Origin of the sequence: Rhodococcoides fascians NBRC 12155 = LMG 3623, assembly GCF_001894785.1 — a bacterium.
GTDB lineage: Bacteria > Actinomycetota > Actinomycetes > Mycobacteriales > Mycobacteriaceae > Rhodococcoides > Rhodococcoides fascians.
Window position 1 is genome coordinate 78890 of the sequence record NZ_BCWW01000002.1, and the last position, 23926, is coordinate 102815.

Below are 23926 nucleotides of genomic sequence, written 5' to 3' on the forward strand. Positions count from 1 at the left end.
CACCGAACGTCACATTGACTCCTCCCGGGTGGGTGTTTCCGCGGCCGACTCGGCCGACTCGGCCGACTCGGTGGGCTGGGCGATCGGCGTCAGGTCGATGGTGCGGGTAGGGGCGATCGCGTCGAGGAACGGGCGATCGTGGCTGGCGATGATCAGTGCACCCTCGAATGTGTTCAGTGCGTCGATGAGGTGTTGGCGGCTGGTGATGTCGAGGTTGTTGGTGGGCTCGTCGAGCATCAGTAGTTTCGGTGCAGGCTCGGACAGCAGGATTCGTGCCAGTGCGGCTCGCAGTCGCTCGCCTCCGGAGAGGGTGGCGACGACGGCATCGGCGTCGGATCCGCGGAAGAGGAATCGGGCCAGTTGGCCACGGATCTGTTCGGCGGTGGCGTGCGGTGCCACGTCGGCGATGTTCTCGGCAACGGTGCGTGTTTCGTCGAAGATGTCGAGGCGTTGCGGAAGGTATTTCCACGGCACTTCGGCGTCGGCGGCGTCGAGACTGCGCAGCAGGGTGGTCTTACCGCTTCCGTTCGGCCCGACGAGTGCGATGCGTTCGGGACCGACGATGTGAACGTCGTCATGAGTCAGAACTACCTGTCCCGGATGGACTTTCGTTGCGGGCAGGTCGACGCGTATCTCGCGATCGTCGCGCAGGAGATCCTCGGCGGCAGACAGTGACGTCCGGGCATCGTCGACGCGATCGCTGTGGGTACCGCGTAGTTTGCCGGCCGATTCCTGTGCGGCCCGCTTGCGTCGGCCCGCAAGGACCGGCGGTACGCGCTTCTGCTCCGCCATCTTCTTGCCGTAGCGCAACCTGCGATCCAGTTTGATTTGTGTGTCGACCAATTCGCGTTCCTGCTTGCGCACGTCGTTCTTGGCGTCTCGGATGCTCGCCCGCGCGGCTTCCTGCTCGGCGTCGATCACCGATCGGTAGTGCGTGTAGTTTCCACCGAACATGCGTACTCGGGAGGTGCCGCTGCGTTCGGCGCGGACCTCGGCGATGGTATCGACACGCTCGAGCAATTCGAGGTCGTGGCTGCAGACGACGAGTACCCCCGAGTATCCGTCCACGGCCGCATACAGTCGTTCTCGTGCAACGAGATCCAGGTTGTTGGTCGGCTCGTCCAACAGCAGTACGTCTGGTTCGGCGAGCAATTGCGCGGTGAGAGCCAGCAGCATCGCTTCGCCACCGGACAGCGTGCCGACCGGTCGATCCAGGTCGTCGAGGGAGCCGACGAAGCCGCCCAGACCGAGCTTGTTCAGCAACGCCAGCGCGCGCTCCTCGACGTCCCAGGCCGATCCGACGATGGCGAAATCGTCCTCGGAAGATGTACCGGATTCGATGCGATGCAATGCCTTTCGGACCGAATCGATGGCCAGCACGCGATCCACCGGGAGCTCGGGGTCGAGTGCGATGTCCTGACGGAGATAACCCAGGACGCCGGGCATCGAGATCGAACCGCGCTGCGGTGTCACTTCTCCGGCGAGCAATCTCAGGAGGGTCGACTTTCCGGCACCGTTCGATCCGACGAGACCTGTTGTGCCGCTGGGGAAGATGGCCGACAACGCGTCGAACACGGGGTCGCCGTCGGGCCAGGAGAACGTCAGATCGGAGACAGAGAGGGAAGATGAATGAGGCATGGATGCTCCAAAGGTGTGCGTGCGGTCGAACTGCAGGCGTCTAGAACCTTTGGAAGAGCAATGGCCTCTCCGAATCTGTGGGCAACAAGGCGATCTCCACGCTAATGCCGAACGTGGGCAATCCGCAAGCGATTTAGACCGAGGGCCCCTTCTTGCGTAGTTCGTCCACTGTCGACATGGCTCCGCGCAGTTCGTCCAACCAGTCCTGCGTGTGCTCGCCGACCAACTTCACGGCCCACGACAGAGCGTCTGCACGAGACCGCGCGACTCCGGCATCGACGAGGGTGTCGAGGACGCGTCGTTCGGGCTGACGCAGGCGGGTCATGACCGGGACGGCCAGGTGGGTGAACAGGACTACCTCGGAATCGGTCCGAACGCCCCAGGCGACCTTGCGTCCGTAGCGCTTCTCGGCCTCGTCGGCAATCTGCATGCGCTCGGCCCGTGTGCCTTCTCGGAATCGGGCGATGCGGCCTTCGGTGGCGGCAGGTGAACTGCCCTCCTCGGTGGGCAACGTCCCGACCACAACGATCTCTTCGCGATCCACCTCGACCGACGCGGTGCCCTCGAACCAGCTGTCGGGCAATCTGCCGCCGAACCAGTCGCCGGCATCGGTGGCGTCGGGAACATCTGCGTGCTGCCAGCCACCGGGGCGACCGAACGAGCGTCCACTGGGTTTCATGGTGACTCCTCTGTAGGTTCAGTAATACTGATTACATGATTACACCCCATCTCGGGTTCGCGCCACCGCCGATTCGTCGGAGGCCTGGGGCATGATCGACTCCGTGCGCACAACGAGAAGACCGACGACTCTGGCCGCAATCGTGTCCGTGCTGGCCCTGGTGGTCGCTGCCTGCGGAAACAGTGGGCCCGATCAGCCGCAGACGGTCGCCGAGCAGTTCGCGGCCGCCGTCAGCAGCTCGAACATCGATCAGGCAGCCGCGCTGACGACCGATCCCGCGGGCGCGGGCGCCGCGCTCACCCAGCTGTACGACGGGCTGTCCGGCGGCGGAACGGTGACGGCCACTCCCGATTTCGAGGCTGTCGACGCGAACGAGGATGCGGGCACGTTCACGCTGAACGCCGGCTGGCGCTTCTCGACCACCACCGACGGCACGGCGGAACCGGACGGCCAGCCGAAAGAGTGGAACTACACGACGTCTGCGACCGCAGCAGAGACTCCGCAAGGGTGGAAGATCACCTGGGACCCGGCCATCTTGGTCCCCGGACTGACGGCCGATTCCTCGGTCCGATTCACCCCGACCGACGCGCTGGTCGCGCCCAGGGTTTTCGATGCCAACGGCGGCGAGCTCATGTCGCAGCAGGTCGTCACCCTCGTCAACGTCGATGCGACGGCCGATCCGGTGGCCGTCGCCGCTCTCGTCGGATCCATCGTTCCGGGGATCACCGCCCAGTCTGTTGCGTCGTCTGTTGCTGCTGCACAGGGTAATTCGGCGACCGTAGTCTCGCTCCGTCAGGCGGATATCGATCCCATCGGCGCGCAGCTCGCAGCCGTTCCGGGAGTCACCCTGGCGCCACAGACTCGGCTGCTGGCCACCGATCGCAATCTTGTCTCGCCGGTTCTCAGCGACCTGACGACGCTGTGGGAACAGGAGCAGGCGGCCAATCGAGGCTGGGCGATCCAGTCGGTCGCTGCCGACAACACCGTCACCCAGCTTGCCGGTCGCGATGCCTCCACCGGTGACGACATCGCGACCACCGTCGACTCGGCGTTGCAGATCAAGGCCGAGAACGCCCTGGCGTCGGTGCCGCAGCAGGCTGCGATCGTCGCGCTTCGGCCGTCCAGCGGAGAGGTTCTCGCCGTCGCACAGAACGCCGCGGCGGATGCGGAAGGCCCGATTGCTCTGACCGGTCTCTACCCGCCCGGGTCGACCTTCAAGACGGTCACCACCTCGGCTGCTCTGCAATCCGGTGCCGTCACCCCCGACACGGTGTTGCCGTGCCCGGCGACGGAAAACATCGAGGGACGTCAGATTCCCAACGACGACAACTTCGCGCTCGGCGACGTTCCGTTGCACACTGCCTTCGCGAAATCGTGCAACACGACGATGGGCCGACTCGGCGTCGCCCTGCCGCCGAACGGTCTGACCGACGCGGCCGCGCAGTACGGCCTCGGCGTCGACTACGTGACCCCGGGCCTGACGACCGTCACCGGTTCGGTGCCGTCGGCCGACACCCCGGCGCAGCGCGTCGAATCCGCCATCGGCCAAGGGCAGGTGACTGCGTCGCCGTTCGGTATGGCGCTGGTCGCGTCGTCGATCGCGAACAACGGATTGCTCCCGCCGACGGTCGTCTCGGGTAAGCCCGGCGTGGGAAACATGCAGCCGGCAGCGGTGAACCCACAGGTCACCGAGCAGATCAAGGCCATGATGCGCGATACCATCACCGGTGGTACGGCCACGGCACTGAACGACATTCCGGGGCTGCTCGGCAAGACCGGAACCGCCGAATTCGGGCCGAACAACGAAGGAGCGCACGGCTGGTTCGTCGGGATCTCCGGGGATCTCGCGTTCGCGGTCTTCGTGAACAACGCGGGAAGTTCGGCGCCCGCCATCGAGGCTGCAGGACGCTTTCTGAGGTAACAGCCCGAGGTAAACGGACCACTCCGTATCTCAATCGTGACCGGCTTGTATGAATCTCGTGCTTGTTACTCGTGTGACTACAGTGAATATTGTGACTCATGAGTTCTATGAGTCGTGTCCGTCGTGGCCCGCGCAAGGTCCGCGGTCGCTACCTCGTCGCAGTTGCAGCATCGGCGACGCTGTCGGTCTCGGCCGTGTTCTGGATGGTCGACCGCCCACCGAGCGAGGCCGAGGTATTGGTCTCCAAATTCGTCGACGCGCTGGACAACCGCGATGTCGCGGCGGCGGCAGCACTGACGACGTACCCGAACGCCGCGACGGCAGCTCTGAATCAGATGTTCGACGGTTTGTCGGCCGACGGTAGATCGACGGGCGACTTCGACCTGACTCAGTACATGGATCTCTCCGACGAGAGCGGATTCTTCACGCTCGCGTCCGCCTGGAATTTCGGCGAGGGCAAGGACTGGAAGTACAGCGCTCAGGGCGCAACCAAGAAGCTCAGTGTCGGCTGGCGTATCGCGTGGGATCCGGCCACGCTCGTTCCGGATCTGACCTCGGGCGGGTCGGTTCGCTACACCCGCACCGACGCCGCTCCGCCGTTGATCTTCGATTCCGCGAACAACGTGCTGATGAGCGAGCGGACCATCAACGCCATCTCTCTCGACCCCGCCCAGATGAGTGATCCGGCGGCGTCGGCTCAGCAACTCGCCGATGTCATCGACGTCGTCGCGCCGCTGATCACCTCCGAATCGCTACTGAAGGAACTCGATTCGGCCCACGGAGCTCCGATCACCGCAGTGACACTGCGCGACGACGACTTCGCCGTTCTCGAAGACGATCTGCGAGCGGTGCCGGGAGTGGTGGTCGCCCCGCAGCCGAAGCTCATCGTCGACGACCGTCGAATCACCTCCCCGGTGCTCGACTCCCTGCGCGCCGCGTGGCAATCCGGCCGCGACGCCACCGCAGGCTGGGCCGTCGACACCTACACCGTCGACGGAACCGGTGAACGACGCGTGGGATTCCAGGGACCGGGCGGACCGGACTTGCACGCAACACTCGATCCGCGCGTCCAACTGGCGGCCGAGAACGCTGTGGTGATGGCGGGTACGTCCGCGTCGATCGTGGCGGTGTCCACGTCGACCGGTGCGATTCTCGGTGCGGCACAGAACAGTTACGCCAACGAGCAGGGCGACGTGGTGTTCGCCGGCTCCTATCCGGCCGGCACCGCGTCGGAGTTGATCAAAGCCGTACAGGCCGATCGCGGCGACGACAGTGCGGAAGACGCGGCAGCACGATTGGGTCTGGGAATCCACTATGCGATGCCCGGTCTCGACGCCTACACCGGCACCCCCGCCGACAGCCGGAGCGCGATCGACGGTATTCGGAACGTCTCCACCGCATCCGGAGCCGAGGCGACGGTGACACCGTTCGGGCTTGCCCAGATGGCAGCAGCGATCTCCCGCGGCAGCGCGCCAACGCCGGCCATCGTCGCCGGGCAGACTGCAGTGGCAGACCGCGCAGCCGAGCCCATGGGCCCTGACGCTGCAGCCCGCCTGCGTGAGATCGTGGCCGCATCGTCGAACAGCAGTGGTCTCGATACGTTCGACGGCGTGCAGGGATTTGCAGGAGAGAGCGGCGATGATCGCTTCGTGCTCGCGACCAGCGGCGATGTCGCCTTCGCCGTCTACATCGAGGACGCCGACGGTGGGGATCAGGCAGTGCGGATGACGAGCCGCTTGCTGCAGGAGATGGCGAACCCCGTCGAATAGGGGCTCGATCGTTAGGCACGGTAGTTTTGTTCGGTGACTGTGCTCGATTTCGGACTACTGGTGGTGGCCGGGTTCTTCGCCGGCCTCATCGGGTTCGTCACCGGGCTCGCATCCCTCGTGTCCTATCCGGCGCTGTTGGCGGTAGGGCTTCCCGCGGTCTCGGCGAACGTCACCAACACCGTCGCGCTGGTCGCTGCCGGAGTGGGTGCCACTACGAGCTCGTCGGCCGAACTCGCCAAGGACGGCAAACAGCTGATTCGCTACGCCGTCTACTCGGCGCTCGGCGGGACCACCGGGGCCATCCTGTTGCTCGTCACTCCGGAGGGATCGTTCGAGGTCATCGTGCCGTTCCTGGTCGCGATGGCTGCGATTGCACTGCTGCTGCAGCCGAAAATCCGAACGCTGTCCGGCGGCAAGCAATTTCCGGCGCTGTACCCGCTGGCGCTGTTCGCCGTCGCCATCTACGGGGGCTACTTCGGAGCCGGTGCCGGGGTTATCTTCCTGGCCCTGGCGCTGATCTGTACGTCCGATACGTTCTGGCGCGCAAGCATTCTGAAGAGCTTCTTCCTCGGCATCGCCAATCTCATTGCGGCGATCATCTTCTCGTTCTCCGGTCACGTGAACTGGTGGGCCGCTCTGGCTCTCGCAATCGGCTGCTTCGTCGGCGGTGCCTGCGGGCCACCGACCGTCAAGGTGATCTCGGCGATCGTGCTCCGCGTCGGCGTCGGAATTCTGGGACTCGGCCTCGCCGGCTGGTTGGGGTACCAGGCATTCGGCTGACGTCGTAGGTGATCTGAGTGTCCACCATTTCAGCCGGGAGGCGCGATCCCGCTTCTGGAACGAAATAGTGGACACTCAGATCAGTTGTGCCTCAGCTTCTGGGGAGACACCGCAGCATCCACTGGTCGTGGGGGCGTCGGGCTCGTCGAACAGGCCGGCTCCACCGCAGACGCCCGTGTCGGGCAACGTCAGCTCCACCTTTCGCGCGCCCTCGTGATCGCCCGCCAGTTCGGCGGCGATGCTGCGCACCTGCTCGTATCCGGTCATCGCCAGAAACGTCGGCGCACGTCCGTAGCTCTTCATGCCAACCAGGTACAGGCCGGGCTCGGGCTGAGTGAGCTCCTCGACTCCGTGTGGTGACACCGAGCCGCAGGAGTGGATGTTCGGATCCACCAGCTCGGCGACGAACTTCGGTGCCTGCAGAGTGGGATCGAGATCGAGGCGCACTTCGGACAACCACGACAAGTCCGGACGGAACCCGGTCAGTGCGACGACGCGGTCGACGTTCTCGATACGGGTGCCGCCGTCGCCCACGAGGGTGAGCCGATCACCCTGCACCGCAACGGCTTCGGTGCGAAATCCGGAGACCACGGTGAGGTAACCGTCGTCGACGGCCTTCTTCGCGCGTTGGCCGAGTGCGCCGCGCGCCGCGAGTTCGTCGGCCGCGCCGCCGCCGAAGACCTCCGCGGTGACGCCTCGACGCACGGCCCAGGTGAGCGTCGTGCCGGGCTCGTCGGCGGCGAGCTCTGCGAAGGTGATGATGGCGGTCAGCGCGGAGTGACCGCTACCGGCGATGACGGTGTGCTTGCCCGCGAACTGAGAGCGAATCGCCGGATCGGCCAGATCGGGGACTCGGTAGTCGATGCGGTCGGCGGCGGCCTTCTCGCCGATGGCCGGAAGTCCCTCGCTGCCCAATGGATTCGGTGATCCCCAGGTGCCCGACGCGTCGACCACGGCGCGAGCGAGGATGCGTTCCTCGCTGCCGTCGGAGTGGCGAACATGCACCGACAGTGGTTCGGTGTCGCGTCCGGCGTCGACGACGCGGTCGCGTCCCCGGCGGGCAACGCCGACCACTTCGCAGTCGACTCGGACGGTATCGCCGAGCACAGCAGCGAGGGGCGCGAGATAGTGCTCCACCCATTCGCGTCCGGTGGCGTAGGTGTCGCCGTCCGGTGGAGTCCAACCGGTGGGTTCGAGCAGTCGGGCGGCAGCCGGGTCGACGACCTCGGACCACGGAGAGAACAGCCGCACGTGATTCCATTCGGACACCGCCGATCCGGCCGACGGTCCACGTTCGAGAACGATGACGGCAGAACCGGTTTCGGTCAGGTGCGCCGCGGCAGCGAGACCGATGGGGCCTGCGCCGACCACCACTACGGGGTATTCGTTCATGTCTGATCTACCTTTCCTCGTCGAACTAGAGTGTCCACTGCTGCACGTGCCGTCCGGCCGACGCCGATGAGCGTCGCCGAGGCCGGGCCGGTCCAGTCGCCGTAGCCCAGGAACACCAGCGTCGGTTCGCCGCGAACGTGAGTGCCGTCCAATACGATTCCCGATCCTTCGGTCTGCAGGTGCAGCGGCTGCAGATGCCGCAGTGCGGGTCGGAATCCGGTGCACCAGAGGATTACATCCAGCTTCTCCGTCGTATGTCCGTCGGTGACGCCGTCGGTGGTGATCGCGGTGAACATCGGCCGGGCGTGCAGCACTCCGCGATCCCTGGCCTCCCGCACCGACGGGACCATGACGATGTCGCCCAGACCGGCGACCCCGCCGGTATCGGGACCGCCTGCCGCCAGAGTGCGGGACCGATCGCTGGCGACATCGAACAGCACCCGACCATCGACGTCGTCGGGGAGAAACTTGGGCTCGCGGTTGGTGAACCACAGGGTCTGCGCGACCGTGGATATCTCGGCAAGTATCTGAGCAGCCGAGTTTCCGCCGCCGACGATTCCCACTCGCTTGCCCACGAACTGACCCGGCGTTCGGTAGTCAGCGGCATGCAGCTGGGTTCCACCGAACTCACGCATACCCGGGTAGCTCGGCCAGAACGGCCGAGACCACGTTCCCGTCGCATTGACGATTGCTGCGGCACCGTACGACTCGCCGTCGGTGTCGACTCGATAGCCCTCGGTCGTACGATGCACGGACTTCACGTCGACGGGCCTGTGCACCGGCAAGTCGTACTTCTTCTCGTACGCCCGCAGGTAGTCCACGACGTGCGATGCCGGAGGAAAGCCGCTGTGCCACGGCGGCATCGGCCAACCGGGTAGTCGCGAGTACTCGGCCGGCGAGAACAGATGTAGCGACGGCCAGTAGTCCTGCCAGGACCCGCCGGCGTGCGTCTGATTGTCGAGGATGACGAAGTCCAGCCCGGCTCGTCGCAGGTAGTAGCCGGCGGCCAGTCCTGCCTGACCACCGCCGATCACCACCACCTCGGTGTTCATTCGAATCAGGTTTCCGCGCTGCGCAATCGGGATGCCAGTTCTCCGACGCGGCCCGCGATGTCGTCACGCACCAGACGCATCCGCTCGATGCCGTCGATACCGCGTTCGGACGGTTCGTCGGTGTCCCAGTTCTCGAATCTGGGGCCGTCGACCACGTCTACCTTCGCCTCACCGCCGAGGGTGACGACGTAGTCCATCCGGGCGAGCAGAGCGGGGTCGATCGGTTTCGGTACTTCACCCGACAGATCGACGCCGACTTCGAGGAGCGCCTCGGCCGAGAGTGCATTGACCTTTCCGCCCGGCTTCGTTCCGGCAGAGTGCACTTCGACCGAATCGCCGACGGCCTTGCGCATCAGGCCGGCCGCCATCTGTGATTTGCCGCCGTTCTTGACGCAGACGAACAGCACGCTGGGTGTCGTCATGATGCCGAACTCTGCTTCGCTGGAACCAGTTCGGCGATCAATTCTTCGATTCGACGCTTGATCTCATCGCGAATCGGGCGGACTGCCTCGACGCCTTTTCCTGCCGGATCGGCCAGTGCCCAGTCGCGGTAGCTCACGCCAGGGAACACCGGGCACGCGTCGCCACAGCCCATGGTGATGACGACGTCGGACGTCTCGACGGCCTCGGTGGTCAGGATCTTCGGCGACTGCGACGAGATGTCGATACCGACCTCGGCCATGGCCTCGACCGCTGCCGAGTTGATGGTGTCCGCGGGAGCGCTACCGGCAGAACGTACCTCGACGGTATCACCGGCGAGATGGGTCAGAAATCCGGCGGCCATCTGAGAGCGGCCGGCGTTGTGGACGCAGACGAACAGGACGCTGGGTGTGTCGGACATCAGGAATCCTTCGATGACGTGGTCGTGGAAAGGCTGGGGGAGAACCGCTTCCGTAGGGCGAGGGAGACATAGACGAGGCCGACCAGGACCGGCACCTCGATGAGCGGGCCGACGACCCCGGCGAGTGCCTGCCCGGACGTTGCGCCGTAGGTGGCGATGGCGACGGCGATGGCGAGCTCGAAGTTGTTGCCCGCAGCGGTGAATGCGAGGGTGGTAGTGCGTTCGTAGCCCAGGCCCATGGCGGCACCGAGTGCGTAACCGCCGCCCCACATCACCGCGAAGTAGACCAGCAGAGGCAGCGCGATGCGCACCACGTCCCAGGGCTGTGAGGTGATCCGATCACCCTGCAGCGCAAAGAGAACGACGATGGTGAACAACAGCCCGTAGAGAGCCCACGGGGCGATCCTGGGGATGAACTTCTCCTCGTACCACGCACGACCCTTGGCGCGTTCACCGAAGAAGCGCGATGCAAATCCGGCTATCAGCGGGATTCCGAGGAAGATCAGCACCGACTTCGCGATCTGCCACGGCGACGCTTCGATCGTGGTCTGCTCCAGGCCGAGCCAGCCGGGCAGTACCGAGAGGTAGAACCATCCGAGGACGGCGAACATGAAGACCTGGAACACCGAGTTGATCGCCACCAGCACGGCCGCGGCCTCACGGTCTCCGCAGGCGAGGTCGTTCCAGATGATGACCATCGCGATGCATCGAGCGAGGCCGACGATGATCAGGCCGGTCCGGTACTCGGGCAGGTCGGGCAGGAAAAGCCATGCGAGAGCGAACATCAGCGCCGGTCCGAGGACCCAGTTGAGAACGAGCGATCCGATCAGCAGTCGCCTGTCGCCGGTGACGGTGTCGAGGCGGTCGTAGCGGACCTTGGCCAGTACCGGATACATCATGATGAGCAGGCCGACGGCGATCGGCAGCGACACCCCGTCGACGGAGATGGACGACAACGCGTCGTTCAGCCCGGGGACCATGCGCCCCAGGATCAGGCCGACGACCATGGCGACACCGATCCACACCGGGAGGAACCGATCGAGCGTGGAGAGTTTGCCGACGACGGCGGTGTCCGTGGTGGTGCTCATACCGCGACCACCGTGGGGTCCGCGGCGGTGAGTACCGACGACAGTTGTTGCAAAGCAGCTGGAACGACCCAGTAGTAGACCCAGGTTCCGCGTCGCTCACAGTCGAGCAGCCCGGCTTCGCGGAGCACCTTGAGGTGGTGGGAGATCGTCGGTTGCGACAGGTCGAAAGCGGGGGAGATGTCACACACGCACGCTTCGCCGCCGGCATGGCTGGCGACGAGGCTGAGCAACCGCAGGCGCACAGGATCGCCCAACGCCTTGAACATGCGGGCCAGATCCCCGGCCCAGTCCACGGTCAGCGGTTCGTGGACGAGCGGCGAACAGCATGCGCCGGCCGAGGAGGTCAGGTCTTGATTCGACATTGGTCTATATTGACCCTTGTCGAATCAGCCGTCAAGTGAACAGTCGCTGAACCCGGACCAGACGGTAGAGGACGCCGAGCAGTGTCACAACGGTGCCGATCGCGATCGACGACAAGGGCAGCGTGGCAATGAGAACCAGGCATCCGAGCGCTCCGAGCGCCTGCAGGGGGCGCGGATAGCGTCGGTGTTCGGTGCCCTGGGTGTACGCGCTGACGTTGGCGACGAGGTAGTACAGCAGCACTCCGAAGGACGAGAAGCCGATGGCGTCACGAAGATCCACTAGCAGGATTGCGGCACTGACGATCGCCGCCAGAGTGATCTCGGCCCGGTGCGGCACCGAGTAACGAGGGTGGACCGCAGTCAGATACGACGGCAGATCATGGTGGCGGGCCATCGCCAACGACGTGCGTCCGATACCGGCGATCAAGGCCAGCAACGCTCCGAGCGCGGCCAGTCCGGCACCGATGCGCATGACAGGTGATGCCCACGAATACCCGGACGTCACAACGAGATCGACCAGCGGAGCCGACGACGAGGCCAGTAGGTCCGGGCCCAATACCGTCAACAATGTCACGGCAACCGCTGCATAGATCAGCAACGCGATGCCGAGTGCAGAGACGATGGCCCGTGGAATGGTGCGCTCGGGCCGCACCACTTCCTCGCCGAGGGTGGCGATGCGCGCGTAGCCGGCGAAGGCGAAGAACAGCAATCCCGCGGACTGCAGAATTCCGTACCAGCCGTCCCCGGTGAGGGATCCCGAAGCGCCGATGCCGTTGCCCGGCGAGCCGGCGAAGCCCAGAACCACCCCGATGACGAGGATGGCGAGCACCGCGGTGACGAGGATCTTCGTCAGCAGCGCCGTGCGAGTGATACCGAAGTAGTTCACCACCGTCAACGCGACAATGGCAAGAATCGCAACGACTTTCGTATAGCCGGAAGGGGCGACGTAGGCCGCGAACACCATCGCCATGGCCGCCGAGCTTGCGGTCTTGCCGATGACGAAGGTCCAGCCGGCGAGGAAGCCGGGCCACTCACCGAGTTGTTCGCGACCGTAGATGTACGTCCCGCCCGACGTCGGATACTGGGCGGCGAGTTGCGCGGACGACGTCGCGTTGCAGAACGCGACGACAGCCGCGATGGCGAGACCGATCAGCAAGCCGGCACCCGCTGCGGCCGACGCGGGAGCGAACGATGCGAACACTCCCGCCCCGACCATCGAGCCGACACCGATGACGACTGCATCGACAAGGCCCAGTCGACGGGCCAGCGGCTGTGGGTCGGTCATGCCTGGACCCGGATGTCGATCACGGCGACAACTGTAGAGGCCCCTTACCAGTGGCAACAGACCAGATGTCGGCCGCGGTCTACTTCTTCTGCTGGTACACGTCCGGAATTCCGTCGTGGTCGTCGTCGCGGGTCTCTTCGATGTGGAAGTCCCGGTACGCCTTGTTGCGGGTACGCAGAATGATCGACGCGATGGTTGCGGCAACGATCGAACCGGTCAGCACACCGACCTTCACGTGATCGTCGCGCTCTGTTCCTTCACCGAATGCCAGATCGCCGATCAGCAGCGACACCGTGAAACCGATACCGGCGAGCATCGCGACGCCGAAGACGTCGAGCCATTTCAAGCCGGCATCGAGGGTGGCCCGGGTGAAGCGCGAGACCAGGTAGGTGGTGCCGAAGATGCCGATGGCCTTGCCGATGACGAGGCCGGCGATGATGCCGATGGCAATCGGGTCGGTCAGGGCGCTGGCCAGGCCGGAGAAGCCGCCGACAGTCACACCGGCTGCACAGAAGGCGAACAGCGGAACCGCGATACCCGCGGAGATGGGTCGGATCTTGTGCTCGAAATGCTCGGCGAGACCGGGGCCCGCATCGGGGCCGCCGTTCGCCTTGCTCCGGATCACCGGGACGGCGAAGCCGAGCAGAACGCCTGCGACGGTGGCGTGGACACCCGACTCGTGCATGAGCACCCACGTCACCACGGCCAGCGGGATGAGCACCCACCACGAGCGGACGCGCATCTGCACGGCGACGGCGAACAGCGCGAGCGGGATCAGCGTCAGGCCGAGCGCAATGAAGTTGATGTCGTCGGTGTAGAAGATCGCGATGACGCTGACGGCCAAAAGGTCGTCGACCACGGCCAGAGTCAGCAGGAAGGTTCGCAGCGCTGTCGGCAGATGCGTGCTGATCACAGCGAGAACGGCCACGGCGAACGCGATGTCGGTCGCGGTGGGAATGGCCCAGCCGAGCAGAGCGCCATCCCCGGTGCCGAGGTTGAACAGCACGAAAATGACTGCGGGAACTACCATTCCGCCGATCGCCGCGGCCACCGGAAGTGCCGCCCGTGCCGGATCGCGCAGATCACCGGCAACGAACTCGCGTTTGAGTTCGAGTCCGACGACGAAGAAGAAGATGGCCAACAGCCCGTCGGCGGCCCACGTCGACAGAGTCAGATCGAGATGCAGAGCCGACGGCCCGACGCGAGTGCTCATCAATGTGTCGTAGGCGGCGGACCACGGTGAGTTGGCCCACACGAGCGCGACCACGGTGGCAACGAGAAGCAATGCGCCGCCGACGGTCTCTTTGCGCAAGACCTGTGCGATGCGGTCGGCCTCGGACCAGGAACCGCGAGAGAACAGCGGCAATCTCTCTTTGGGAATCGGTGAATCAGACACGGGAACAACGCCTTTCGGTAGCAACGTCGTGCCGAGCGCGTCCGCCGAGTCGACGGACATGTGCGCAGCACAGAACTATTGCCGACCAGACTTCCCGGCGCACCGTGAATGATCCTATCGCGAAAAGGTCCCTGTCACCGAACCGAGGGAATGAATCTGGCGATCGCGCGCCAGCCGAGCAGCAGAACCGCGGTGGAAATCGTCGCAACGATGATGAACGCGGTAGCGGTTCCCTGTCCTGTCGCCGTGCGCAGGATCATGCCTCCGACGACCGTGGTGACCCACACCAAAATGCCCGTCGGAACGACGAGGAACGCGTCGAACTTGTTGCGGTACAGAGCGAACGCAGCGATCCAGCCGACAGCGGCACCGACGACGAACGGCCACGCGGTGCGGAAGAGGCCGGACAGCGCGGTGGCTTCGTCGTGACTGCGACGGCCGATCGCGGCGAAGAGCACGATCATGACGAGATCGAGGACGGCAGCGACGGCCGGGGAACGAAACTTCACGGGCCCACTGTAGGACACCGACGCGAACGGCCCGCGCCTACGAGTGCAGGTGCGGGCCGTTCGATGCCACTGGATCTCGCCCCCCAGGTCCGGATCAATGTGGGTTTCAGTCGGTTGGACTGCAACAAAGGCGCATTGATCCGGAAGGGGAGGGGTGAATCCGGAAGGGGAGGGGTGAATCCGGAAGGGGAGGGGTGAATCCGGAAGGGGAGGGGTGAATCCGGAAGGCGGGGGTGAAACTTACGCCTGGAGGCCGGCCTCGATGTCGAGGTTCAGGGCGATCTTGTCGCCGACGACTGCGCCGCCGCCTTCGAGGGGCATGTCGATGCTGATGCCGAAGTCCTTGCGGTTGATGGTGGTGCTGGCTTCGAAGCCTGCGACCGGTCCGTTGCCCATGCCGGCGTTGACGCCGTTGAACTCGAGCTTGAGGTCGATGGACTTGGTGACGCCGTGGAGGGTGAAGTCTCCGGTGACGACGAAGTCTCCGCCGTCGGCCTTGACCGAGGTGGACTTGAACGTCGCGGTCGGGAACTTCTCGACCTCGAAGAAGTCGGCGGTCTTGAGGTGGCCGTCGCGCTGCTCGTTGTCGGTGGTGATCGAGGTGACGTCGATCTCGGCGTCGACGGACGGGGTGCCGTCGGCGGCGACGGTGACGGTGCCGCTGAAGTTCTGGAAACGGCCGCGGACCTTGCTGACCACCAGGTGGCGGACGGTGAATCCGACGGTGGAGTGGGTGGGATCGATGGCCCAGGTGCCTGCGGTGAGCTCGGGAAGCGCGATGGCGGTGGTCATGAGGACTCCTTGTTGGGTTGAAGTTTCAAACTCATAGTACACAAGCGGACCGGGGTCCGTATATATTCCGGGTGAACGGACAGTGACGGATGCCATACCGAACAGCACGGGGCTAGGCGGTCTCCGGATCGCCTTTGGAGTCGCGATCGTGCTCGGCGGCTCGGCCGAGATCGGAGGTCTCCTGCCGCTCGAGGGCGATGTCGAATTCGAGATCGGCGTGCTGGTGCTTACGGAACAGGACGAGGAACACGATCCACCCGACGATGGCGACCAAGATGAAGCTGACCCCGCGATAGACCAAGGCCGACGCCACTGCCTGAGATGCGGTGATGGACGCGGCGCTGGTCAGGAACGCGATGAGGGTGGCGTCGACGACCACCAGGCCACCGGGTGCGAGCGGAACGGATCCGACGGCCTTACCCGCCGCGAATGCGATGAACAGCCCGGACAGTCGTGGATCTGCGCCGACGGCGAAGCACGCGAACGCCAGGCACGCGACGTCCGCGAGCCGGTGCACGGCCGACCAGGACAGTGTGAGCGCGCCGTCCCGCTTGCCGAGCTGTACGGATTGGATCTGGCCGATGACCTTGTCGATGGCCTCGGCTCCGGCGTCGAGATCGTGGTTGCGGAACGCGTTGTACTTGCGCAGACCCCAGCGGGCGAACTGTTTGATGGACTCCGGGTGGTTCGAGATGTATCGGACAGCGGCCACGATCGCGATGACGCCGATGATCGGGAGCACCACGGTGAAGGTGTTGAACGAACTACCGACAACCAGTCCGCCGGCAACGCCGAGCACCGCCAACCCGGCCGCGGCGATGACGCCGGAGATGGCGAGCTGCCAGGAGGCGACAACCGGACTCGCACCCCAGCGTCGGGTCTCGCGGTAGGTGAAGGCCGTCGAGAACACCTGGCCGGCGGGCAGAGTGAGCGACATTGCGGTGCTGCCGTAGATGACGGCCACGGACTTGCGTTGACGCACCTGTACGCCGCCCGCGTCGAGCAGCTGCTTCTGGACTCGGCCGAACGCGCTGAGCGACACGGCTTGGGCAAATACGCACGCAGCCAGCCAGCCCCAGTGGATTTCTCGTACTGCTGTCCAGGATTCGTGCAGCCGTGGCCACAGGTAGATTGCCTCGCCCACCAGCAGAGCGACCAGGGCAATTGCGGCGATCCACTTGACCCATCTCAGCCGGTTTCGCGGGCGCCGCGCTGCGGGTCCGCTGGTCGAGCTGGGGTCGGGCATCCTGTCAGACTAACCGTCACTCGAGGAGGAGTCGGGATACTCCACCGGCCAGGCCAGGTGGGTTGCCCGTCGTCGGCCACGCAGTTGCACCTGGTCGCCCAACTCCCACTGTTCCTGCTCCTCGTCGTCGGCGAAGTACAGGGCCGAGGTGGATGCCAGAACGCGTCCGGGCCGCAGTTTCGCCAGTTCGGTGAGCCGCGACGCCTCGTTGACCGGGTCTCCGATGACCGTGTACTCGAAGCGCTCGGACGCGCCGATGTTGCCGGCGACGGCCAGTCCCGCGGACACCCCGATGCCGATGTCGAGTCCGGTGATCTCGTCCAGAGCGAAACGCAGTTCACGCGCCGCGGCCAAGGCCGCGGTGGGAGCGTCGGGACGGTCGAGTGGTGCCCCGAAGATCGCCAGCGCCGCGTCGCCCATGAATTTGTTGACGAAGCCGTGGTGGCGTCCGACGACGTCGACGACCACCCGGAAGAACTCGTTGAGCAACACCACGACCTCACTCGGCGGGCGTTCCGACGCGGTGGCGGTGGATCCGACCATGTCGACGAACAGCACGGCGACGAACCGTGTCTCGCCGCCCAGTTCGGTACCGAACTGCAGTGCTCGACGCGCCACGTCCTCGCCGACGTGCTGGCCGAACAGCTGACGCAGGACGCGTCGCTCGGCGGATTCCTCCATCATGCGGTTGAAGCCGACCTGGAGTCGACCGATCTCGCTGCCGTCGAACACGTCGACCTCGACGTCGGTCTCGCCGCGTTGCACGCGTTCGATGGCGTTGTGCAGTTGGCTGATCGGGTCGGAGATCTGGCTCGCCGTGAGCATCGACAGGACGAAGGCCTGCACGATGGCCAGCACGCTGAGCAGGATGATGGCCACGGCCAGTGCGTTCGGCGAGAACACCAGGTCGGTCGTCAGCTGGGTGGCACACAGCAAGATGATGCCGATGACGGGCATCAACGTGCCCAGTCCCCACGTCATGGCCATGCGGGTACCGACGCCGGGCGTCATCGTGCGGTCGAAACGGCCTTCGCTCAGTGCCAGTGCTGCGACCGGGCGCAGGATGCGTTCGCCGAGCATGTAGGTGAAACCGAAGGTGACGGTGGCGGCCATGCCGACGGTGACGATGACGGCGATGGACAGCGACGGCATCTCCGCGATGGTCAGCAGCACGAAGATGATGCCGCCGATGATCCACAGAATCAGGTGCACGATGGCCTGACGCAGCGGCGCGTGCAGCGTCGTCATCTGTTCCTTGCGGGTGGGCGGGCCGCCGCGGAGCTGCCACCTGATGACCGAGCGCAGCAGTGTGTACGCGTAGATAAGGCTGACCACCAGGGCAACACCCAGATACGCACCGAAGATGTACACGTTGCGGACGCGGTCGGCGACGATCGATTGCGACTCCGGAATGGGCAGACCGTAGCGAACGAAGGCGAAGACCAGAACTGCGCCGAAGACGTTGGCGATGAGCATCGAGAGCATATAGAGCGGCCAGCGACTCTTCAGGGTGAGCGAGACCGCTCGGAAAGATGCCAGCACAGGTTAAATTTAGCGGGTGAGCACCGACGAGTTGCGGGCGCAAGGTACGGGGGCGTCCCCGCGCCTCACTTCGGCCGCAGATTCGGTGCATCCGCTGGTACGGGTTGGGGCGGAATGGACGTGGCGACTGCTGGTCCTGTTTGCCGGATTCATCACTTTTGCGTATGTGATCGCCAAATTGAGCACGGTGGTCATCCCGCTGGGTCTGGCGCTGCTGGCGGCCGCTCTCCTGGTGCCGATCGTCGATTGGATGCAGCGCCGAGGAGTGCCGCGTGTCGCTGCGGTGATCATCGTGATCATCGCAAGCATCGGCGTCGTCGCCGGAATCATGACGTTCATCGTCGAGCAGTTCATCGAGGGGCTTCCACAGGTGGGCGATCAGTTCACCCAATCGATCAACAGCGTCGAGGAGTGGCTCAGCAACGGGCCGCTGCACATCAGCGAAGACCAGATTCGGCAAGCGACCGACAATCTGGTCAAGGTCATCCAGGACAACCAGGAGGCCGTCACCAGTGGGGCGTTGACCACGGCGACGGTGATCGGCGAAATTCTGACCGGGGCGCTGCTGACGCTGTTCACGCTGATCTTCTTCCTGTACGGCGGTGATCAGATCTGGCAGTTCGTTACCCGGCTGGCACCGACGAAGGCGCGCAAGAAGATTCGCACAGCCGGCATCCAAGGTTTCGGGTCGCTCGTGGGATACGTCCGCGCGACGGTGGCCGTCGCCGCAGCCGACGCGGTGGGCATCGGAGCCGGGCTCGCCATTCTCGGTGTACCGCTGGCACTTCCGTTGGCCTCGCTGGTGTTCATCGGCGCATTCATCCCGATCATCGGTGCCGTGCTGACCGGATTCGTCGCAGTGTTCATCGCCCTGGTGACGAAGGGGCTCATCACCGCCGTCATCACCCTGGGCATCGTGATCGCGGTCATGCAGCTCGAAGGCCATGTGCTGCAGCCACTTCTGCTCGGCCGCGCCGTTCGGCTGCACCCACTGGCCGTCGTCCTGTCCATCACCGTCGGCATTCTGCTCGCGGGCATCGTGGGCGGCTTGCTGGCGGTTCCGATCGTCGCGGTGCTCAACACCGCCGTCCGGTCGCTGCTCGCCGACGACCCCGACGAGGTGTACGAGGAACTCGATGTCAGCGACACGCTGTACTCGGCCGAACCCAGCGACCCGGACACTCCTCCCGGTTCGTCCGAGCCCGATCGACTTGCCAAGGGGGAGCTGAACACTGCAGACCCGAAGACCGATGCGGACGACTGACCGAGTGCGGCCGACGCTGAACTCGGCCGATCCCGACAGCCCGCTGTGGCGGGCCTCGCAGGCCTTCCGTCTGGTCACTCTCGTGTACGCCGTCAGCTATCAGGCCGCGACCGTCGACAACTACACCAACCCGCGGCTGAGTTGGGCGTTGGTCGCCCTGATGGCCGTATGGTCCGGAGCTTCGGCACTCCTGCTCTCGCGGGCCACCCTGCCGCGCTGGCAGGTGGTGCTCGCAGATCAGATCATCGTGATCGCCCTGATGGCGTCGACGCGGTTGGTGGCCGACTACGACTGGTACAGCACCCGCCAGACCCTGCCCACCACCCTGTGGGCCACCAACGCCGTCATCTCCGCCGCAATTCTGTTGGGGCCCAAGGGTGGTATCGCCTCGGGCGTGGTGATGTCGTTGGTCAGTGCCCTGGTACGGGACCGGTTCGACACCGACCTGTGGTCCGACGCCACCGCCCCGGTGCTGCTGTCGGCCGGGCTCGCGTTGGGATTGGCGTCGAACACAGCCCGGCGCGCCCACGAGGAATTGCGCAGTGCGGCACGGTTGGCGGCGATCACCGAGGAGCGTGAGCGACTGGCCCGACAGGTGCACGACGGGGTTCTGCAGGTGCTGGCCCTCGTCCGCCGTCGAGGTCTCGAGATAGGCGGGCCGGCAGCCGAACTCGCGGAGCTCGCCGGTGAGCAGGAAGTCGCTCTGCGCGTGCTGATCTCCGAACAGTCGGCTCCGCGCGACGATCACACCGGATCGATCGTCGACGTGCGCGCTCTGCTGCGTACTCAGGCCGGCACGTCGATCTCGGTGTCGACTCCCGCCGACCCGGTGCTCGTCGAATCCGACGTTGCCGAGGAACTCGCTGCCGTCGTGACCACTGCGCTGTCCAACGTCGAGCTTCACGCAGGTGCCGATGCGAAGGCCTACGTACTGCTCGAAGACGTCGACGGAGAGCTGATCCTGAGCATTCGTGACGACGGCCGCGGAATACCCGCCGGACGGCTCGCCGCCGCCGAGGCCGAGGGCCGGATGGGCGTCTCGAAGTCCATCCTCGGCCGGGTCGAATCTCTCGGCGGTACTGCGATACTCGACACCGGAGAGGGCGAGGGCACCGAATGGGAAATTCGGGTTCCGCGAACGAGAGGAGCGAGATGACCGGCGACGAGAATCCGAACGCCGAGATCGCGGTGATGGTCGTCGACGATCACCCCATGTGGCGAGACGGCGTCGCCCGGGATCTCGAGGCCGCCGGATTTCGGGTGGTCGCCACCGCGGACGGAGTAGCCGCGGCCGGACGCCGCGCCCGAGCGACCACTCCCGACGTCGTCCTCATGGACATGCATCTGCCCGACGGGAACGGTGCCGATGCCACCGTCGCAGTGCTGGACGCGTCCCCGAAATCCACGATTCTGGTGCTCTCGGCATCGGCGGAACGCAGCGACGTGCTCGACGCGATCAAAGCTGGTGCGACGGGTTACCTGGTCAAGAGCGCATCGGCGGAGGAGCTGTTCGACGCCGTCCGCGCCACCGCAGCCGGACAAGCGGTGTTCACCCCGGGTCTGGCTGGTTTGGTTCTCGGCGAATTCCGGCGGATGTCGTCGTCACCGGAGCCGGAGTCCGATACCCGCCCCACGTTGACCGAGCGCGAGACCGAGGTGCTCAGACTGGTAGCAAAAGGGCTCAGCGCCAAGCAGATTGCGACCCGTTTGACGCTCAGCCACCGGACGGTCGAGAACCACGTGCAGGCGACACTGCGAAAACTGCAGCTGGCCAACCGCGTCGAATTGACCCGGTACGCCATCGAAAAGGGTCTGTAGGGGTTTGCGACCCGGCCCGACGGGCACTCTTGACCCCATGACCGACAACGAAGCAGTGGACACGACAGTCGATCCGGCCGAGCACACGAAGGGCGTCGACGCCGACCAGGATCAGACCGGTGACGAGCGCGCCGAGGCCATCGACGAATTCGACGGCCATCTGGACGGGTCGGGCGAGGAGTCCGAGCTGCCGACGCCCGAGCCGACCGAGGTGGCCGACAAGAGCGACGAGAAGACCGTCACCCGGTCCGAGTAGCCCCTACTGGGCACACAGCCTGCCGAGCGCGAACTTGGCGATCGGCAGGTAGGGCAGCACCAGCGGCAGCGGGCCGTCGATGGTGATCCACGCCCGGGTTCCGCTGGGTCGTGAGACGACTCCGTGTGTCAGATCCACGCCGATGGCCCTGTTCTGGAACCATGCCGACCACGCCCACGTCCACGAGTGTTCGTCCACCGAGTGCACCTCGAAGTCGATCGGCACCCCCAACGGCCCCAGCACTCGGCCGGAGGTATCGGAGTCGAGGCGTTCACCGCGGTATTCGACGCCCATGATCTGCGGAGCCCAGGTCTTCCAGACCGTCGGGTCCATGTAACGCTCCCAGACCTCGGGTGCCGGGGCGTCTCCGGTGGATTGCAGTGTCACTCGCATAGCCCTCACCTACCCGCTGGTAGCCGTCTCCACACGGATATTCGCCGAACGTTCGGTCACCATCCACCGCCGGGGCATCGGGTGGACGTCCGGCTGGAGAGACTGAGCAGGTGCGCATCGTTCAACTGGCGAACTTCTACGGGCCGCGGTCTGGCGGTCTGCGGACGGCCGTCGATCAGCTGGGATCGGGCTACGTGGCCGCTGGTCACGACGTCACGTTGATCGTGCCGGGTGCCCGGTGGAGTGAGACGACGCTGCAGTCGGGAGTGACGCGCGTCGAGGTGCCGGCGCCGAAAGTTCCGTTCACCGGCGGCTACCGTGTGGCCGATCCGCGACGAGTGGCCTCGATCGCGTCGGGTCTACGTCCGGACGTGATCGAAGTGTCGGACCGGCTGACCCTGCGCGGAATGGGCAGGTGGGCGTCGCGGCGCGACATCCGCAGCGTGATGATCTCCCACGAGCGCCTCGATCGGCTGCTGGCTCAGACGATGCCGATGCGATACGCCCGGCCCCTCGCCGACGCGGCCAACCGACGCACTGCCGAGTCGTACGACGCCGTCGTCTGCACCACCGAGTTCGCACAGCAGGAATTCGATCGAATCGGAACACTTAACGTCCATCGAGTCCCGCTCGGCGTCGATCTCGAGCTGTTTCATCCCCGACGACGCCGAGCCGGCGCGCGCTCGGCATGGCTGGGCAGTGCCGACCGGCTGCTGGTCCACTGCGGCCGACTGTCGGTGGAAAAGCATGTCGAGACCAGCATCGATTCGCTTGCTGCGCTCTGCGATTCGGGTATGCGGGCTCGGTTGGTCATCGCCGGCGACGGCCCCCGACGAGCGGGCCTCGAACGACGTGCCCGAGGACTGCCCGTCGACTTCCTCGGCTTCGTCGACGGCAGGTCGGCCGTCGCCGAGCTGCTCGCCTCGGCAGACATCGCCCTCGCGCCGGGACCGCACGAGACATTCGGCCTCGCGGCACTGGAATCACTCGCCGCGGGCACACCCGTCGTCGTCTCCGAAACCTCGGCACTGGCCCAGATCATCACCCCGCAATGCGGTGGATCCTCGATCAACACCGCCGACGGCTTCGCAGCGGAAATCCAACGGCTGCTTCGACTTCCGGCCGGCGGACGCCGGATCGCGGCGAGAGTACGCGCCGAAGAGTTCGGCTGGCCCGCATCGGTACACGGAATGTTGTCGGTTCTCCGCGGGCACGCCGCCTGAGAACTTCGCTACCCTGGGCCCATGGAGGCAAGGGATCTGCGAGTGTCCGATGCCGAACGCGAGCACGTCGGGCAGCTGCTGCAACGAGCAGTCGGCCAAGGCATGTTGTCGCTCGGTGAGTTCACCGAAAGAATGGACACCGCTCTGGCGTCGAAGACCCGGGGCGAGCTGAACTCGGTGCTCGCCGATCTACCGGGCATGCAGATCGCCGGCGAGCACCTCCCGTCGCCGAAACCCTTCGCCGATCCCACCCCACAACCGACGCCGCGCCGCGTCGTGCAGGAGCACTGGGGACACGGCGGCGGTACCCCGGACACGGTGCGCGGCAGCATGTCCACCATCACCCGCAAAGGCCCGTGGAACGTACCGCGCCGACTGAACGTGGTGACGCGGCTGTCGTCGGTCACACTCGACTTCACGCAGGCCGTCATGGTCAGCCAGGTCGTCGACATCCACGTCGACGACTACTGCAGCTCGGTCACGTTGATCCTCCCGACCGAAGCCACCGCCGACGTCAACGGTGCCGAGGCCGTCGCAGGTACCGTCACCAACAAGGTGCGCACCGGCCCGCCGTACGGACCGCTGCACGTGGTGCTCACCGGGAAGGTCCGCTTCGGTTCCCTCACCGTCAAGCACCCCTTCGGCAGCTCGTTCCGTAAAATTTTCGGATAGTCGGGCTG

Annotated in this window: 24 protein-coding genes and 1 pseudogene; 9 read left to right on the top strand and 16 right to left on the bottom strand. The window is 65.5% G+C overall.

Annotation, left to right across the window (positions count from 1 at the left end):
- Positions 1-9: 9 nt before the first annotated feature.
- The 3 genes and pseudogenes from RFA01S_RS28615 to abmR form a co-directional block, all read right to left on the bottom strand.
- On the bottom strand, positions 10-954 hold the full coding sequence (locus tag RFA01S_RS28615; RefSeq protein ID WP_442978217.1) for an ATP-binding cassette domain-containing protein: 945 nt from the start codon (positions 952-954) through the stop codon (positions 10-12).
- Between the two features lie 165 nt (positions 955-1119).
- Positions 1120-1539 (bottom strand): annotated as a pseudogene (locus RFA01S_RS28620) (ATP-binding cassette domain-containing protein); the annotation flags it as partial.
- Between the two features lie 232 nt (positions 1540-1771).
- On the bottom strand, positions 1772-2317 hold the full coding sequence (gene abmR, locus RFA01S_RS06410) for an ATP-binding transcription factor AbmR (protein WP_032369511.1): 546 nt from the start codon (positions 2315-2317) through the stop codon (positions 1772-1774).
- 91 nt (positions 2318-2408) lie between these two features.
- On the opposite strand from abmR, the gene RFA01S_RS06415 reads away from it, so the two are divergent.
- From RFA01S_RS06415 to RFA01S_RS06425, 3 genes are all read left to right on the top strand, one after another.
- Positions 2409-4238: a penicillin-binding transpeptidase domain-containing protein gene (locus RFA01S_RS06415; RefSeq protein ID WP_032406041.1), complete on the top strand. Its 1830-nt coding sequence runs from the start codon at positions 2409-2411 to the stop codon at positions 4236-4238.
- Positions 4239-4336: 98 nt separating this feature from the next.
- Positions 4337-6007, top strand: coding sequence for an NTF2-like N-terminal transpeptidase domain-containing protein (locus RFA01S_RS06420; RefSeq protein ID WP_441344195.1), 1671 nt, complete (start codon positions 4337-4339; stop codon positions 6005-6007).
- Positions 6008-6040: 33 nt separating this feature from the next.
- Positions 6041-6787 (top strand): sulfite exporter TauE/SafE family protein, encoded by a 747-nt coding sequence (locus RFA01S_RS06425; RefSeq protein ID WP_032406042.1) that lies wholly within the window; start codon positions 6041-6043, stop codon positions 6785-6787.
- A gap of 75 nt (positions 6788-6862) precedes the next feature.
- Here the strand turns inward: RFA01S_RS06425 and RFA01S_RS06430 are convergent, their stop codons facing one another.
- From RFA01S_RS06430 to RFA01S_RS06485, 12 genes are all read right to left on the bottom strand, one after another.
- A complete protein-coding gene (locus RFA01S_RS06430; protein ID WP_032406043.1) occupies positions 6863-8179 on the bottom strand; it encodes an FAD-dependent oxidoreductase in 1317 nt (438 codons plus the stop codon).
- Positions 8176-9231 carry an ArsO family NAD(P)H-dependent flavin-containing monooxygenase gene (locus RFA01S_RS06435; RefSeq protein WP_032406044.1) on the bottom strand — a complete coding sequence of 352 codons (1056 nt, stop codon included), beginning with the start codon at positions 9229-9231 and terminating at the stop codon, positions 8176-8178. The genes RFA01S_RS06430 and RFA01S_RS06435 overlap by 4 nt, the downstream gene beginning before the upstream one ends.
- A 5-nt stretch (positions 9232-9236) precedes the next feature.
- Entirely contained in the window at positions 9237-9653 is a 417-nt protein-coding gene (locus RFA01S_RS06440) for an arsenate-mycothiol transferase ArsC (protein ID WP_032406045.1), read from the bottom strand.
- Entirely contained in the window at positions 9650-10072 is a 423-nt protein-coding gene (locus RFA01S_RS06445; RefSeq protein WP_032406046.1) for an arsenate reductase ArsC, read from the bottom strand. Before RFA01S_RS06445 ends, RFA01S_RS06440 begins: the two co-directional genes overlap by 4 nt.
- Positions 10072-11160 (bottom strand): ACR3 family arsenite efflux transporter, encoded by a 1089-nt coding sequence (gene arsB / locus RFA01S_RS06450; RefSeq protein WP_032406047.1) that lies wholly within the window; start codon positions 11158-11160, stop codon positions 10072-10074. The genes RFA01S_RS06445 and arsB overlap by 1 nt, the downstream gene beginning before the upstream one ends.
- The gene (locus RFA01S_RS06455; protein WP_032406048.1) at positions 11157-11522 is read right to left on the bottom strand and encodes an ArsR/SmtB family transcription factor; all 366 of its coding nucleotides are present in this window, start codon (positions 11520-11522) and stop codon (positions 11157-11159) included. Before RFA01S_RS06455 ends, arsB begins: the two co-directional genes overlap by 4 nt.
- Before the next feature lie 31 nt (positions 11523-11553).
- Complete coding sequence (locus tag RFA01S_RS06460) at positions 11554-12807, bottom strand: APC family permease (protein WP_032406049.1); 1254 nt, start codon at positions 12805-12807, stop codon at positions 11554-11556.
- Positions 12808-12886: 79 nt separating this feature from the next.
- Positions 12887-14203 (bottom strand): Na+/H+ antiporter NhaA, encoded by a 1317-nt coding sequence (gene nhaA, locus RFA01S_RS06465; RefSeq protein WP_032406211.1) that lies wholly within the window; start codon positions 14201-14203, stop codon positions 12887-12889.
- 134 nt (positions 14204-14337) lie between these two features.
- Entirely contained in the window at positions 14338-14712 is a 375-nt protein-coding gene (locus RFA01S_RS06470) for a DUF3054 domain-containing protein (RefSeq protein ID WP_032406050.1), read from the bottom strand.
- Positions 14713-14952: 240 nt separating this feature from the next.
- Complete coding sequence (locus RFA01S_RS06475; protein ID WP_027495356.1) at positions 14953-15504, bottom strand: YceI family protein; 552 nt, start codon at positions 15502-15504, stop codon at positions 14953-14955.
- Between the two features lie 112 nt (positions 15505-15616).
- A complete protein-coding gene (locus tag RFA01S_RS06480) occupies positions 15617-16750 on the bottom strand; it encodes a lysylphosphatidylglycerol synthase transmembrane domain-containing protein (protein WP_032367107.1) in 1134 nt (377 codons plus the stop codon).
- 9 nt (positions 16751-16759) lie between these two features.
- Entirely contained in the window at positions 16760-18235 is a 1476-nt protein-coding gene (locus RFA01S_RS06485) for an adenylate/guanylate cyclase domain-containing protein (protein ID WP_032367437.1), read from the bottom strand.
- A gap of 73 nt (positions 18236-18308) precedes the next feature.
- On the opposite strand from RFA01S_RS06485, the gene RFA01S_RS06490 reads away from it, so the two are divergent.
- Genes RFA01S_RS06490 through RFA01S_RS06505 form a run of 4 tightly spaced genes read left to right on the top strand, consistent with a single transcriptional unit; the run spans position 18309 to position 21630 of the window.
- Entirely contained in the window at positions 18309-19556 is a 1248-nt protein-coding gene (locus RFA01S_RS06490; RefSeq protein ID WP_371128955.1) for an AI-2E family transporter, read from the top strand.
- The gene (gene macS / locus RFA01S_RS06495; protein ID WP_032367106.1) at positions 19543-20712 is read left to right on the top strand and encodes a MacS family sensor histidine kinase; all 1170 of its coding nucleotides are present in this window, start codon (positions 19543-19545) and stop codon (positions 20710-20712) included. The genes RFA01S_RS06490 and macS overlap by 14 nt, the downstream gene beginning before the upstream one ends.
- A gap of 35 nt (positions 20713-20747) precedes the next feature.
- On the top strand, positions 20748-21374 hold the full coding sequence (locus RFA01S_RS06500) for a response regulator (protein ID WP_027495360.1): 627 nt from the start codon (positions 20748-20750) through the stop codon (positions 21372-21374).
- A 37-nt stretch (positions 21375-21411) separates the two neighbouring features.
- Positions 21412-21630 (top strand): hypothetical protein, encoded by a 219-nt coding sequence (locus tag RFA01S_RS06505; RefSeq protein ID WP_032367104.1) that lies wholly within the window; start codon positions 21412-21414, stop codon positions 21628-21630.
- Between the two features lie 3 nt (positions 21631-21633).
- On the opposite strand, the gene RFA01S_RS06510 is transcribed toward RFA01S_RS06505, so the two are convergent.
- Positions 21634-22023: a hypothetical protein gene (locus tag RFA01S_RS06510; protein ID WP_027495362.1), complete on the bottom strand. Its 390-nt coding sequence runs from the start codon at positions 22021-22023 to the stop codon at positions 21634-21636.
- A 110-nt stretch (positions 22024-22133) separates the two neighbouring features.
- Here RFA01S_RS06510 and RFA01S_RS06515 point away from each other — a divergent pair, with 110 nt between their 5' ends.
- Positions 22134-23246, top strand: coding sequence for a glycosyltransferase (locus RFA01S_RS06515; protein ID WP_032406051.1), 1113 nt, complete (start codon positions 22134-22136; stop codon positions 23244-23246).
- A gap of 21 nt (positions 23247-23267) precedes the next feature.
- A complete protein-coding gene (locus RFA01S_RS06520; protein ID WP_032369502.1) occupies positions 23268-23918 on the top strand; it encodes a DUF1707 SHOCT-like domain-containing protein in 651 nt (216 codons plus the stop codon).
- Positions 23919-23926 lie beyond the last annotated feature (8 nt).